We start from the raw sequence: 14,840 nt of genomic DNA, 5'->3' as shown, positions 1-14,840 counted from the left end.
GCAGGTTCATGAGTGACGAGAAGACACCGATGCGCCGCCTGCGGTCGCAGGACTGGTTCGACAATCCCGACCATCTCGACATGACGGCGCTCTATCTGGAGCGCTTCATGAATTACGGCGTGACGCCGGAAGAACTGCGTTCCGGCAAGCCGGTCATCGGCATCGCCCAGAGCGGCAGCGACCTGACGCCCTGTAACCGTGTCCATGTGGAACTCGTCAAGCGGGTGCGGGACGGTATCCGCGATGCGGGCGGCATTCCCATCGAGTTTCCGACCCATCCGATGTTCGAAAACTGCAAGCGCCCGACGGCGGCGCTTGACCGCAATCTAGCTTATCTCAGCCTTGTGGAAGTGCTTTACGGTTATCCGCTCGACGGCGTCGTTTTGACCACGGGCTGCGACAAGACCACGCCTTCAGCGCTGATGGCGGCAAGCACGGTCGATATTCCGGCCATCGTGCTTTCCGGCGGGCCGATGCTCGACGGCTACCATGATGGGGATCTGGTCGGTTCCGGTACTGTCATCTGGCGCATGCGCCGCAAATATGGCGCTGGCGAAATCACCCGCGAGGAATTCTTGCAGGCAGCGCTCGAATCCGCTCCTTCGGTCGGCCATTGCAACACCATGGGTACGGCGTCGACCATGAATGCCATGGCGGAGGCGCTCGGCATGTCGCTCACCGGCTGCGGTGCCATTCCCGCCGCTTACCGTGAACGCGGCCAGATGGCCTATCGCACCGGCCGCCGTGCCGTCGAGCTGGTTGTCGAGAACATCAAGCCCTCCGACATCATGACCCGAGAGGCATTTTTGAACGCGATCCGCGTCAACTCGGCAATCGGCGGTTCCACCAACGCCCAACCGCATCTGGCGGCCATGGCAAAACATGCGGGTGTGGAGCTTCGCGAGGAGGACTGGCAGGTCCACGGTTACGACATTCCGCTCATCGCCAATGTCCAGCCGGCCGGCAAATGGCTGGGTGAGAAATATCACCGCGCCGGCGGCACGCCCGCCATCATGTGGGAGCTTCTGAAGGCCGGCAAGCTCGACGGCAGCTGTCCGACCGTCACAGGCAAGACCATGGCGGAAAATCTGGAAGGCCGGGAATCCACCGACCGCGATGTGATCCTGCCTTATGACAAGCCGCTGAAGGAGCGGGCCGGTTTCCTCGTCCTCAAGGGCAACCTGTTCGATTTCGCCATCATGAAGACGAGCGTGATCTCGGCGGAATTCCGCCAGCGCTATCTGAGTGAGCCGGGCCGCGAGGGCATTTTCGAGGGCAAATGTGTGGTGTTCGATGGTTCGGAAGACTATCACGCCCGCATCAACGATCCGTCTCTCGATATCGATGAGCGCACCATTCTCGTCATTCGCGGTGCGGGGCCACTCGGCTGGCCGGGTTCGGCAGAGGTCGTCAACATGCAGCCGCCGGATGTGCTGTTGAAAAAGGGTATCACCAGCCTCCCGACGATCGGCGACGGCCGGCAGTCCGGAACGGCCGACAGCCCGTCCATTCTCAACGCCTCACCGGAAAGTGCTGCCGGTGGCGGGCTGGCATGGCTTCGCACGAGCGATGTGATCCGCATCGATTTCAATAAGGGCGAGTGCAATGCGCTGGTACCGGAGGAGGAGCTGGAAGCGCGCAAGGCTGACGGCATTCCTGCTGTTCCTGCGGATGCGACGCCCTGGCAGCGAATCTACCGCCAGTCGGTGACCCAGCTTTCGGATGGCGCGGTTCTGGAAGGGGCTGCGGATTTCCGCCGGATTGCCGAGAAGATGCCCCGGCACAATCATTGATCACATACGACAAAAAATCCCCGGCCATGTCCGGGGATTTTTCTTTTCCGGGCGGTTTCGCAATTGATTGCGACCTCTTAATGTACCCGCAAATCCGCATCACAGGGGCAGGACATGACAGATATTTCGATGATAGAAGCCGCGCGTGGGCGCATCGGCAACCATGCGGTTCGCACACCGCTTCTTTCATCGCCTTTTCTGGACGAAATTGCCGGGCGAAAGCTGTTCGTGAAGGCTGAATGCCTGCAAAGAACGGGTTCCTTCAAGTTTCGCGGCGGCTGGTCGGCCGTCTCCGGCCTTCCGGCGGAGGTGCGCGTCAAGGGCGTGATCGCCTTTTCCTCCGGCAACCATGCGCAGGGCGTGGCGCTTGCCGCCCGGCTGCACAATGTCCCTGCCGTCATCATCATGCCGTCGGATGCGCCGAAGATCAAAATCGACAATACCCGGGCCTATGGCGCGGAGGTAGTGCTCTATGACCGTGCGAACGAAGATCGCGACGCCATCGGTGATCGCATTTCGCGTGAGCGTGGGCTGACGCTGATCAGGCCCTATGACGAACCGCTGGTCATTGCCGGGCAGGGGACAGTGGGGCTGGAGATTGCCGAACAGGGCGCGGAGTTGGGCATCGGTGCGGCCGAGGTTCTGGTGCCCTGCGGTGGCGGCGGCCTCACCTCCGGCATCTCCCTGGCACTCGCAGCAAAAGCGCCGGACTACAAGGTCAGGACGTCGGAACCGGAGCGGTTCGACGATGTGGCGCGCTCCCTTGCTGCGGGTAAGATCGAGCGTAACGCCACGACCTCGGGCTCGATCTGCGACGCGATCGTCACGCCGCAGCCCGGCAACATTACTTTCCCCATCATGGCCGGGCTCTGCGGAAAAGGCATTGCCGTGACCGAGGAGGAAGCGCTGCGTGCTATGGTTCTCGCCTTTAACCGGCTGAAGATCGTTGTCGAACCCGGTGGTGCGGTGGCGCTGGCGGCGGCCCTCTTCCACGGCGATGAACTGGAAAGCGAAACGGTGATCGCGGTCGCTTCCGGCGGCAATGTCGATCTGGAGATCATGGCCGCCGCGCTGTCCCGTTTCGGCTGAGGATAAGGTCAGGCCTCGAGCCGTGCCGCGACCTCATCGGCAATCGCCAGAGAGGCGGTGAGGCCGGGGCTTTCTATGCCGAAAAGATTGACGAGGCCGGCAACGCCGTGGGTTTCCGGCCCATCGATGCGGAAGTCCATGGCCGGTTCGTCCGGGCCGGAAATCTTCGGCCGGATACCGGAATAGGCCGGGATCAGCGCGTTGTCGGGAAGGCCCGGCCAATAGCGCCGTATCGCATCGCCGAAACCCTCCATACGGCGGGGATCGACCGCATAGTCGATGGTGTCCACCCACTCCACATCCGGCCCGAAACGGGCCTGGCCGGCGAGATCGAGCGTGAGATGCACGCCGAGGCCATGGGTGTGCGGTGCTGGGTAGATCAGCCGTGAAAACGGGGACTTGCCGGCCAGCGAAAAATAGCTGCCCTTGGCGAAACGCGCCTGCGGAATAACATCCTCCGGCAATCCTTCGATTTTTCTTGCCACCATGGGTGCAACAAGCCCGGCGGAATTGACGAGCAGCCGGCATGTCAGGCTGGTGGGTTCCGTTCCGCCGACATGAACTCGGAAACCATTGCCCATCGCCTCTGCCTTTTCGAAGGGTGCGTTCAGGGCAAGGGCAGCGCCATGATCCTGCGCGTCTCCAAGCAGCGCCAGCATATAGCCGTGGCTATCGATGATACCGGTCGAGGGCGATATCAGGGCTGCGACGCAGGCGAGCGCGGGTTCGAGCAATAGCGCCTGTTGCGCATCGATCAGCTCAAGGTCGTTGCAGCCGTTAGCTTTGCCTTTTTCGCGCAGGGTGGTGAGCATGGCCGTCTCTTCATCGCTCGTAGCGACGATGAGCTTGCCGCAGCGGCGGTGTGAAACGCCGTGGCTTTGGCAGAAGGCATAGAGCCGCTCCTTGCCCTCCACGCAAAGTCGGGCCTTGAGGCTTCCGGCCGGATAATAGAGCCCGGCGTGGATGACTTCGCTGTTGCGGGAGGAGGTGGCAGAGCCGAATTCCTTCCCGCTTTCGAGGATGATGACGGTGAGGCCGCGCATCGCCAGTTCACGCGCTGTCGCGAGCCCTATCACCCCGGCTCCGATGATGATGGCGTCGATATCCGTCATGGTCTTTTCCGTGCCCGCCACCGGTTTTGAACGGAAATGCCCTCCACCGCGTTGATCCTGCGCAATGGGTAGATTGATGCTTGCCGGTGGGCAAGTCGCAATCGGTATTTTTCCCGATGCGCCAATCTTATGGAATTTTATCTCTACTGAAACAGTGGGGAATAAAGCTATTCTATAAGTGAAATAAGCAATGCCCGCTTTGAAGGGCCGAGCAGGAAGGGAGTGTACAATGTCTTATTCCAAGGCAGGAAAAGTAAAAGACTTTGTCTCGCAGCCCCAGTCGCCGCGCAACTGGAAAGACTCGGTTCATGCGGCTCTTGTCGGCGTCTGCGTGGCTTTTGTCGTCGCCGTCATCTTCGGTCTCGTTCCCTGATCCTCCCGATTTTCTCATCAGGTAATTTGAGAATGAAAGGCCGGTCGCTCCTCCGACCGGCCTTTTTTATGACCACTTATACCTTCAGGTAATCTTCCGCGAGATCGACCCAGAAAGCGGTTCCGATCGGCAGGATATCGTCGTTGAAATCGAATTTCGGATGGTGCAGCGGCGGATCGTTATCCGTGCGCGCGGTGCCGAGGAAGAAATAACAGCCAGGCCGTTTCTCCAGCATATAGGCGAAGTCTTCCGCACCCATCGATGGGCGCTGCATCTCGGCCACCTTTTCAGGTCCGGCAAAACGCCGGGCGAGATCGGCGACATAGTCCGTTTCCGCCTTGTGGTTGACGGTTGCATTGTAACCGCGCTCGTAATCGATGGTGACGCTCATGCCGTAGCTGGCCGACTGGCCTTCGGCTATCGCCCGGATGCGCTTTTCCAGCTCGTCGCGCACGCCCGGATCGAAGGAGCGGATGGTCAGCAGCATTTCCGCCGTTTCGGGAATGACATTGCTGGCAGCACCGGCATGGAACGCGCCAACGGTGACGACTGCCGATAGTTGCGGATGGATGTTGCGGGACACCACGGTTTGCAGCGCCATGATGATGCTTGCGCCGGCCACGATGGGATCGGCCGCATCCTGCGGTTCGGCGCCGTGGCCGCCATATCCGTTGACTGTGATCTTGCACTCGTCGACGGCGGCGAGGATAGGCCCGTCGCGCAGCACGAATTGCCCGAAGGGCACGCCGGGATCGTTGTGAAGGGCAAAAACCGCATCGCAGGGAAAACGTTCGAACAGCCCGTCTTCGATCATGATGCGGGCGCCGCCGAAATTCTCTTCCGCCGGCTGGAAGATCAGATGCAGGGTTCCGTTGAAATTTTTGCGCTCCGCAATGATCTTCGCCGCGCCAAGCAGCATGGCGGTGTGGCCGTCATGGCCGCAGGCATGCATCACGCCCTGGTTGGCGCTCGCATAATCCGCACCGGTTTCTTCATGGATTGGCAGGGCGTCGATATCGGCGCGGATGCCGAGCGTGCGGGTGCTGTCGCCATTGCGGAGTGTGGCGACGACACCGGTTCCGGCCAGTCCCCGCGTAACCTCATAACCCATTGCCGCCAACTGTTCGGCAATAAAATCCGACGTCTTGAACTCCGAAAGGCCGATTTCGGGGTTTCGGTGCAGGTGGCGGCGAATGGCCACCACATCCGGCATATGGTTGGCAAAGGATGCGAGATTTGCGGTCTGTCTGGTCATTTTTAAAGTCCCGGGTTCGGCCGTTTTTTCCGGCGCCTTTTGCAAATGACATAGCAGCATATGCAGCCATGCGTAAGGGGCGTAGCCTGCCCGGAAATACCCCGAAATTCAGCGCTTGCATCGTGCCGCCACAGGTGGCATGGAACTATTGACGTCCTGGGGCATTAGCTTCTTTCGGATGTAGCGCGGGCCTTTCGGTTCGTGTTGCCCTTCAGGTTGTCAACGGGGGATTATCGGACGTTGCGCGAACAGTTTTCGCCATCTGGGAGGGTGCGAAATCCGGTCGGAACGGCATTGCCGGGCCGAACGACGCGATTTTCTTTCCTTCACCAAAAAAGCCCTGTCCGCGCCGATCTCCAGCTTCGCAGATATTCCGGAATAATGATGCTGCAGCATGACGCGCCTGCGGATGTTCCGCACTTGACGATCCGTTCCGCACAGCGTCCGGTCCGGTTCACCGAAGGTTCAGGATAAGTCATAAATATAGCGTTGCCCGATTTTCGTGTGTGTTCCCGCCACGGACGAAATGCCGGTCAAGTCGAACAAGTTTCCATAAAGTTCAGAATACGAGCCCGATGTCATTTCATATTACCCCGACCGCCGCCGCCCGTGATTCCGAGACGAAGCAGATCGATCACAACGATTCGATCCGCGCGTCCTATATGACGGTGGAGGAACTGCATGATGCGGGCGCCGCGCTTTCGCGCGATGGCGCCGACAGTCTTCCCGGCTTCATGGAATTCGATTTCTTCGAGCGTCATCGCGAGAACGAGAAGGAAATCCTCAGGGTCTATCGTACCACGGCCGTCGATGCGGAAAATGGCGCGACGATAACGCCGGCGGCGGAATGGCTGCTCGACAATCACTACGTCATCGAAGAGGCGATCCAGGAAGTCCGCCGCGATTTTCCGCGCAAGTTCTATCGCCAGCTGCCGACGATGACGGTGGGCGGCGTGACGATCCCGCGGGTCATGGCGCTCGGCTGGCTTTATGTCGCCCATACCCACAGCACGGTTTCGCGCGAAAACATGACGGCGCTGGTGGATGGCTATCAGACCTCGAAGACGCTGCAGATCGGCGAATTGTGGGCTTTGCCGTCGATCATCCGTTTCGTCCTCATCGAAAATCTCCGCCGCATCTCCATTCGTGTGGAGCGTTCGCGCCGCATGCGCCAGAAGGCGAATGAGGTCGTTGATGAAATCATCCGTCTGAACGATGCCGAGGCGTCGGCCGCGCTTCTCAAGCAGGTCGATTCGCTGGTTGACGATCCGACTTTCGCGACGCAGTTCCTCTATCGTCTTCGCAATGGCTCACAGACCTCCGGTTTGGCGGTTGCGTGGCTTGAAGAGCGTCTTCATGCTGCCGGCACCGATGCCGAAAACGTCATGATGTCGGAACATAATCGCCTGGCATCCGGCAATGTGACGATGGGCAACATCGTCAAGAGCCTGCGCGAAATCGACGATACCGAATGGTCGGTGTGGTTCGAGGAAGTCAGCCATATCGACAAGGTTCTGCGCGAAGAGACCGACTACGAGGTTCTCGATTTCGGTTCGCGCAACACCTACCGCAACACGATCGAACTTCTGGCGCGCCGTTCTCCCAAGACCGAAGTCGAGGTGGCGCGCGCCGCCGTCGAAATGGCGCGTTCGGAGACGCCGGCGGGTGCGGATGAAACCCATCGCGTCAATGTCGGCTCCGTGCTTGTCGGCCAGCGCCGCTTCGAGCTTGAAAAGGCTTTGGGTTACCGGCCGCTGGTATCGCAGCGCATCGTGCGCTCGATGCGCAAGTTCAACTGGCTGGCAATCGCCGCGCCGGTCCTTCTCATCACCGCGCTCGCCATGCTTGCTGTCGGCTGGTTCCTGGCGCAGGCGGGCATGCCCTGGTATGTCGTGACCGCGTTCCTGCTGATGTTCGCATTGCCGGCATCCGAAGGCGCGACCGGCCTCTTCAACACCCTCGTCACCTTCTTCGTGAAACCGTTCCGGCTGGTCGGATACGAGTTCAAGAACGGCATTCCGCAGGATGCCCGCACATTGGTCGCCGTGCCCTGCATGTTGACCAGCCGCGACAGCGTCGACGAGATGATGCGCAATATCGAGGTGCATTATCTCGCCAATCCGCATGGCGAGATTTACTTCTCGCTGGTGAGCGACTGGCGCGATGCGCAGTATGAACAGTCCGACGATGACCTCGAGATTCTCGACTATGCCAAGCGCGAGCTTGCGGCGCTGAACAGCCGTTATGCCTTTGACGGCAAGACGCGCTTTTACCTGCTGCACCGCCGCCGCCTCTACAATCCGGCCGAAGGCTGCTGGATGGGCTGGGAGCGCAAGCGCGGCAAGCTGCATGAGCTGAACATGCTGCTGCGCGGCGACAAGGATACGACCTTCCTCGGCGGTGCGAATATCGTGCCGGAGGGCGTGAAATACGTCATGACGCTGGATGCCGATACGCGCCTGATGCGCGATGCGGTGACCAAGCTCGTCGGCAAGATGCACCACCCGATCAACCGTCCGGTGATCGATCCGGTATCCGGACGGGTTGTCGAAGGCTACGGCCTGCTGCAGCCGCGCGTAACGCCTTCGCTGACGACCGGCAAGGACGCGTCCGTCTTCCAGCGCGTCTTCTCGATCAACCGCGGTATTGACCCTTATGTCTTCACCGTTTCCGACGTCTATCAGGATCTGACCTCCGAAGGTACCTTCACCGGCAAGGGTCTCTACGATGTGGATGCCTTCGAGGCGGCGCTGAAGGGCCGTATCGAGGAAAACTCCATCCTCAGCCACGATCTGCTCGAAGGCTCCTTTGCGCGCTGCGCGCTGGTGACCGATGTGGAGCTGGTGGAGGACTTTCCGACCCGTTATGAGGTGGAAGTGTCGCGCCAGCATCGCTGGGCGCGTGGCGACTGGCAGCTTCTGCCTTTTATCCTCGATCGTGCCCGCGGCGTTACCGCCATCGGCCGCTGGAAGATGGTCGACAATCTGCGTCGCTCGCTGACGCCGATCGCCTGGTTCTTCGCCTCGATCCTCGGTTGGTATTTCATGGATCCGCTCGGTGCGTTGATCTGGCAGATCCTGCTGATCTTCTCGCTGTTCGTCGCGCCCACGCTGTCCCTGCTGTCCGGCCTCGTGCCGCGCTCCACCGATATTGTACCGCAGGCGCATTTCCATACCATCTGGTCGGAAATCCGCGCCACCAATGCGCAGGTTGCGCTGCGTATCGTCTTCATCGCTGATGCCGCCTGCATGATGACGGATGCGATTGCCCGTTCGCTTTACCGCCTGCTCGTCAGCCACAAGCTGATGCTGGAATGGCGTACCGCCGCCAGCATGCAGTCGAGCGCGCAGGGCAGCATCGTCGATTATTATCGCCAGATGTGGCATGCGCCCGTGGTGGCGATGCTTGGCCTGTTGTTTGCGGCGCTGCCGGGCGACAACGCTTTCCTGATCGGCATTCCATTCACGCTGCTCTGGGTTCTGTCCCCCGCCGTTGCCTGGTATGTCAGCCAGTCGGCTGAAACCGAAGACCGGCTGTTCGTTTCGGAACACGTCTCCTTCGAGCTTCGCAAGATCGCGCGTCGCACCTGGCGTTATTACGAGGCCTTCGTGACGCCGCAGGAAAACCACCTGCCGCCGGACAACTTCCAGGAAACGCCGGAACCGATCGTTGCTTCGCGTACCTCGCCGACCAATATCGGCGTCTATCTGCTCTCCGTCATCTCGGCGCGTCAGTTCGGCTGGATCAGCTTTGCCGATACGCTGGAGCGGATCGAGAACACGATCCAGACTGTCGAGAAGATGGAAAAATATCGTGGCCATCTCTACAACTGGTATCACACCGACACGTTGCAGACGCTTGGACCGCGCTATGTTTCGGCGGTCGATAGCGGCAACCTCGCCGGTCACCTTATTGCGGTTTCGTCTGCCTGCCGTGATTGGGCAGAAGCGCCGTCCGCGCATCTTCAGGGTAATCTGGACGGTATCGGCGATCTTGCTGGCATTCTGCGCGAAACGCTGAAGGCGCTGCCCGACGACCGCAAGAACCTGCGCCCGCTGCATCGCCGCCTCGAGGAGCGCATCATCGGCTTCTCGAACGCTCTCGCCTCCGTCAAGCGTGAGCATGAATTTGCCTCGATCCGCGTCATCAATCTCGCGGTTCTTGCGCGCGATATCCAGAAACTCGCAACCAACGTCGATCACGAGGTGAAATCCGCGCAGAGCGCGGAAGTGACGCGCTGGGCGCAATTGCTCGTCGATTGCTGCGAGGCGCATATTTCAGACAGCGCCATCGACCTCACCAATATGGAGCCGCTGCGCCAGCGTCTCGCATCGCTGCGCGACCGTAGCCGTGACCTTGCTTTCTCGATGGACTTCACCTTCCTTTACCGCAAGGATCGCCGTCTTCTGTCGATTGGCTACCGCGTCGAAAGCAAGGAGCTGGACGAGGCCTGCTACGACCTTCTGGCTTCCGAATGCCGCTTGACCAGCCTCTTCGCCATCGCCAAGGGCGATCTGCCGACCGAGCACTGGTACCGTCTCGGCCGTCAGGTCGTGCCGATTGGCGCGCAGGGCGCGCTGGTTTCCTGGTCCGGCTCGATGTTCGAATATCTGATGCCGCCGCTTGTCATGCAGGAGCGTCAGGGTGGCATCCTCAACCAGACCAATAATCTGATCGTCAAGGAACAGATGAACCACGGTCGTCGTCTCGGCACGCCATGGGGCATTTCAGAAGCGGCGTTCAACGCCCGCGATCACAACATGAACTATCAGTACACCAACTTCGGCGTGCCGACGCTTGGCCTCAAGCGTGGCCTTGGCCAGAATGCGGTGATCGCACCTTATGCATCGATCCTCGCCAGCCAGTATGATCCCGATGGTGCGCTTGAGAACCTCGACAAGCTGCGCAAGCTTGGCGCGCTTGGCCAGTACGGCTTCCATGACGCGGTGGATTTCACGCCGACACGTGTGCCGGATGGCAAGGTCTGCGCGGTGGTCTACAACTATTATGCCCACCATCACGGCATGTCGATTGCGGCCGTCGCCAACGTCGCCTTTGACGGCGTGCTGCGCGAACTCTTCCACTCCGATCCGGTGATCGAGGCGGCAGAACTGCTGCTGCAGGAAAAGGCGCCGCGCGAAGTACCTGTCATGAGCGCCAAATACGAGCCGGAAACCCCCGGCAAGGAACAGGCGGATCTGTTGCGTGCGGAAGTTCGTTCCATCACCGACCCGGCCGCGCGCGACCGCGAAGTGGTGTTCCTCTCGAACGGCCATTATTCGACGATGCTGACCTCGACGGGTGCCGGTTATTCGAAGTGGAACGGGCAGGCCATTTCCCGCTGGAAGGCCGATCCGACCGACGACCGCTGGGGCACCTTCATCTTCCTGCGCGACACCACCAATGGACAATGGTGGAGTGCGACGGCCGAGCCGCGTGTCATCGAAGGTGAAAAGACCAAGACGATCTTCACCGATGACAAGGCCGAGTTCCACAAGACCACCGGCGATCTGCAAAGCGTTGTCGAATGCATCGTCGCCACCGAGCACGATGCCGAAGGCCGCCGCGTCACTCTGCTCAATGTCGGTTCCGAGGATCGCTATATCGAAGTGACCTCCTATTTTGAGCCGGTCATTGCGTCGGAGGATGACGACAATGCCCATCCGCTGTTCTCGCGCATGTTCGTGCAGACGGAGATCGGCCGTCGCGGCGACGTCATCCGTGCGTGGCGCAACCGTCGCAGCCCGAACGAGCCGGGCACCGTCATCGCGCACCTGGCCGCTGACAATGCCGGCCCGTCGCGCCCGACGGAGTTCGAGACCGATCGCGCCAAGTTCATCGGTCGCGGACGCTCGCTGCGCGAAGCGGCGGCTTTCGATGCCGGTGCGACGCTTTCCAGCACCGACGGCTTCACGCTTGATCCGATCCTGTCGCTGCGCCGCACCGTGCGCGTGCCGGCGGGCAAGAAGGTGAGCGTGATCTTCTGGACGATTGCCGCGCCGAGCCGCGAGGAAGTCGACAAGGCAATCGACCGTTATCGTCATCCGGACGCCTTCGCGCATGAACTCGTGCACGCCTGGACGCGCACGCAGGTACAGATGCGCCATGTGGGTGTGACCTCACAGCAGGCGGCCGCTTTCCAGCATCTCGGCCGTTATCTAACCTATCCCGACATGCATCTGCGTGCGGATTCGGAAACGCTGAAAACGGGTCTCGCTTCCCAGCGCGCTTTGTGGCCGCTTGCGATTTCGGGCGATTTCCCGATCTTCAGCCTGCGCATCAACGACGATATGGACATGGATATCGCCCGTGAAGCGCTGAGCGCCCATGAATATCTGCGTTCACGCGGTGTGATCTTCGATCTCGTCATCGTCAACGAACGGGCTGCGTCCTATGCGCAGGATATGCAGCATGCACTCGATCATATTTCCGAGGCGCAGCGCCGCATCAATCCCGCCGATGGCGGACGTCCGCACGTCTTCTCCGTGCGCCGCGACCTGATGGATGAAGAGACCTGGAGCGCGCTTCTCGCCGCTTCCCGCGTCGTTCTCCACGTGCGCAACGGCAAGATCGTCGACCAGATCAACCGCGCAGTATCGCTGTTTGCGGCCCATCGCGGCCCCGACGGCACGAGCGATGCGGCACAGGCCCGTCTGCCTGTTCCGGTCTTCCCTGTGGCGGAACCGGTGGAAGATGCGGGCGACCTCGATTTCTGGAACGGTTTCGGCGGTTTTGCCAGAAGCGGTCAGGAATATGTCGTGCGCCTCAATGGCGGGCAGTCCACGCCGCATCCATGGATCAACGTCATCTCGAACGAGAATTTCGGCTTCCACATTTCGGCCGAAGGCGCCGGTTTCAGCTGGAGCCGCAATTCGCGCGACTATCAGCTGACACCCTGGAGCAACGATCCGGTCATCAACCGGCCGGGCGAGGCCTTCTATGTCGCCGATGTGGAGACAGGAAAGCTCTATACGCCCTGTGCCGCGCTGTCGCGCGATCCCGAAGCCATGTTCGAAACCCGCCACGGTCTCGGTTACTCCGTGTTGACGGGCGTGGCCGATACGCTGGAGGTGGAGCTGACGCAGACCGTGGACCGTGAAAAGCCGGTCAAACTCTCGCAGGTCATCGTTCGCAACAAGGGTTCGAAAAGCCGCCGCCTGAAGGTCTATGCCTATGTGGAATGGGTGCTCGGCAATAACGGCCAAAAATCCGCGCCGTTCATTCTGAGCAGGCACGATGCCGGCAACAATACGATCTTCGCGTCGAACCCCTACAGCATCGACTATAGCGCCCGCACGGCGTTCCTGACGCTCGACAGCGAGGCGAGCGGGTTCACCACCAGCCGCCGGGAATTCATCGGCCGCTTTGGGTCGGCGCAGGCGCCGCAGGGCATCGTGTCCGGGGCTGCACTCAGCGGCAGCACGGAGGTCGATGGCGATCCCTGTGCCGCGCTGATGCAGGAAATCCACTTGAAGCCCGGCGAAGAACGGCACATGACCTTCATTCTCGGCGATGCCGACAATGCGGAAGAGGCCGAAGCGCTGGTAAAGGACGTTCGTAAGGCGGACTTCCAGACGGTGCTGGATGAGAGCAAGGCGTTCTGGACGGGCTTTACCGGCCAGTTGCAGGTTTCCACGCCCGATTCCGGCTTCAACCACATGGTCAACAACTGGCTGCCCTATCAGGCGCTGGCGTGCCGCATTCTGGCGCGTACTGCCTTCTACCAGTCGAGCGGTGCTTTCGGCTTCCGCGACCAGTTGCAGGATACGCTGGCCTTCCTGCTCTACCAGCCGGATCTCGCCCGCAAGCAGATCCTGCGTGCGGCAGGCCGCCAGTTCCCGGAAGGCGATGTGCAGCACTGGTGGCTGCCGCTGACGGGCGCCGGTGTTCGTACCACCATTTCGGACGATGTGGTCTGGCTCGCTTATGCGATCAACCAATATGTCTCGGCCACGGGTGATGCCGCCATCCTCGATGAAAGCATCCCCTTCCTGAAGGGGGCGGCATTGATGCCCGGCCAGCATGACGCTTTCTTCCAGCCGGAAACTAGCGACAGATCCGCCACGCTTTACGAGCATGCGGCGCTGGCGCTCGATCTTGCCATTCATCGCACCGGCGAAAATGGCCTGCCGCTGATCCTCGGCGGCGACTGGAACGACGGCATGAACCGTGTCGGCGTGGGCGGCAAGGGCACCAGCGTCTGGCTCGGCTGGTTCCTGTCCGGAGCGTTGCGCGATTTCATCGAGATTGCGGAAAAGCGTGGCGATACCGACCGCGTCGGCAAATGGGCGGCGCACCGGGAAAAGCTGCGCAATGCGCTGGAAACAGCGGGTTGGGATGGCAGCTATTACCGGCGTGGTTATTTCGATGACGGCACGCCGCTCGGTTCCGCCGAAAGCGAGGAATGCCGGATCGATTCGCTCGGCCAGAGCTGGAGCGTTCTCTCCGGCGAAGGCGAAGGGGCTCGGTCGCGGCAGGCAATGGATGCCGTCATGGAGCATCTGGTCGATGAGCAGACTGGCATTATCCGGCTGTTCACGCCGCCCTTCTCGCGTGCGCCGCATGATCCGGGTTACATCAAGGGATATCCGCCGGGTGTGCGCGAAAACGGCGGACAATATACCCATGCGGCGACCTGGGTGGTTCTTGCCCTTGCGAAGCAGGGTAGGGCGCAGGAAGCATGGAACTGCTTCAAGCTGCTCAACCCCGTCAATCACGCGCTCGATGCGGCAGCATCGGAAACCTATCGGGTCGAACCCTATGTGGTGACTGCGGATGTCTACGGTGAAGGCGCTTATGCGGGCCGTGGCGGCTGGAGCTGGTACACGGGTTCCGCCGGGTGGCTCTATCGCGCCGCTGTCGAGGGTATTCTCGGCATCACCCGCACCGACGGCAAGCTGCATATTTCGCCGTCGCTGCCGGAGGACTGGAGCGGTTTCTCGGTGAAGATCACGCTCGACGGCAAGGCCAGGGATATCGTCGTAAGCCGCAAGGCCGATACGGCGGAAGTCTCCGTTTCCGTCGATGGCAAGGCCCTGTCGGCAGGTGATCGGGTGATCCCCTTCGACTGAGACGATCAGGTCTTCGTTCGCCTTTAAACTCAGGCTCCCGTGATAACGCGGGGGCCTGAATTTTTATGGGGGCTACCCTGGCCTCCGACTCAGTCTATGGGTCGGATCATGGCACGACCGGGGCTCCTTCGCAGCGTCGGCTGGAAG

General features: G+C 60.9%; 6 protein-coding genes. 4 read left to right on the top strand and 2 right to left on the bottom strand.

Features of this window, described 5'->3' with window-relative positions; translation table 11 throughout:
* The first annotated feature begins 8 nt into the window (after positions 1–8).
* Both AGR7B_RS13690 and AGR7B_RS13685 read left to right on the top strand, forming a co-directional pair.
* Complete coding sequence (locus AGR7B_RS13690; RefSeq protein ID WP_078052322.1) at positions 9–1,793, top strand: IlvD/Edd family dehydratase; 1,785 nt, start codon at positions 9–11, stop codon at positions 1,791–1,793.
* Between the two features lie 114 nt (positions 1,794–1,907).
* A complete protein-coding gene (locus AGR7B_RS13685) occupies positions 1,908–2,882 on the top strand; it encodes a threonine ammonia-lyase (protein ID WP_080856871.1) in 975 nt (324 codons plus the stop codon).
* A gap of 8 nt (positions 2,883–2,890) precedes the next feature.
* On the opposite strand, the gene AGR7B_RS13680 is transcribed toward AGR7B_RS13685, so the two are convergent.
* On the bottom strand, positions 2,891–3,994 hold the full coding sequence (locus AGR7B_RS13680) for an NAD(P)/FAD-dependent oxidoreductase (RefSeq protein ID WP_080857106.1): 1,104 nt from the start codon (positions 3,992–3,994) through the stop codon (positions 2,891–2,893).
* A 229-nt stretch (positions 3,995–4,223) separates the two neighbouring features.
* On the opposite strand from AGR7B_RS13680, the gene AGR7B_RS13675 reads away from it, so the two are divergent.
* Positions 4,224–4,367 carry a hypothetical protein gene (locus AGR7B_RS13675; RefSeq protein ID WP_080856870.1) on the top strand — a complete coding sequence of 48 codons (144 nt, stop codon included), beginning with the start codon at positions 4,224–4,226 and terminating at the stop codon, positions 4,365–4,367.
* A gap of 76 nt (positions 4,368–4,443) precedes the next feature.
* On the opposite strand, the gene AGR7B_RS13670 is transcribed toward AGR7B_RS13675, so the two are convergent.
* Entirely contained in the window at positions 4,444–5,622 is a 1,179-nt protein-coding gene (locus tag AGR7B_RS13670) for a M20 aminoacylase family protein (protein WP_162934134.1), read from the bottom strand.
* A 575-nt stretch (positions 5,623–6,197) separates the two neighbouring features.
* Here AGR7B_RS13670 and AGR7B_RS13665 point away from each other — a divergent pair.
* Positions 6,198–14,693 carry a glycoside hydrolase family 94 protein gene (locus tag AGR7B_RS13665; protein WP_080856869.1) on the top strand — a complete coding sequence of 2,832 codons (8,496 nt, stop codon included), beginning with the start codon at positions 6,198–6,200 and terminating at the stop codon, positions 14,691–14,693.
* The last annotated feature ends 147 nt before the right edge of the window (positions 14,694–14,840 follow it).

The organism is Agrobacterium deltaense RV3 (assembly GCF_900013505.1).
Lineage (GTDB): Bacteria > Pseudomonadota > Alphaproteobacteria > Rhizobiales > Rhizobiaceae > Agrobacterium > Agrobacterium leguminum.
Note: the sequence above shows the minus strand (reverse complement) of the source record. Positions and strands in the feature narration are given on the sequence as shown.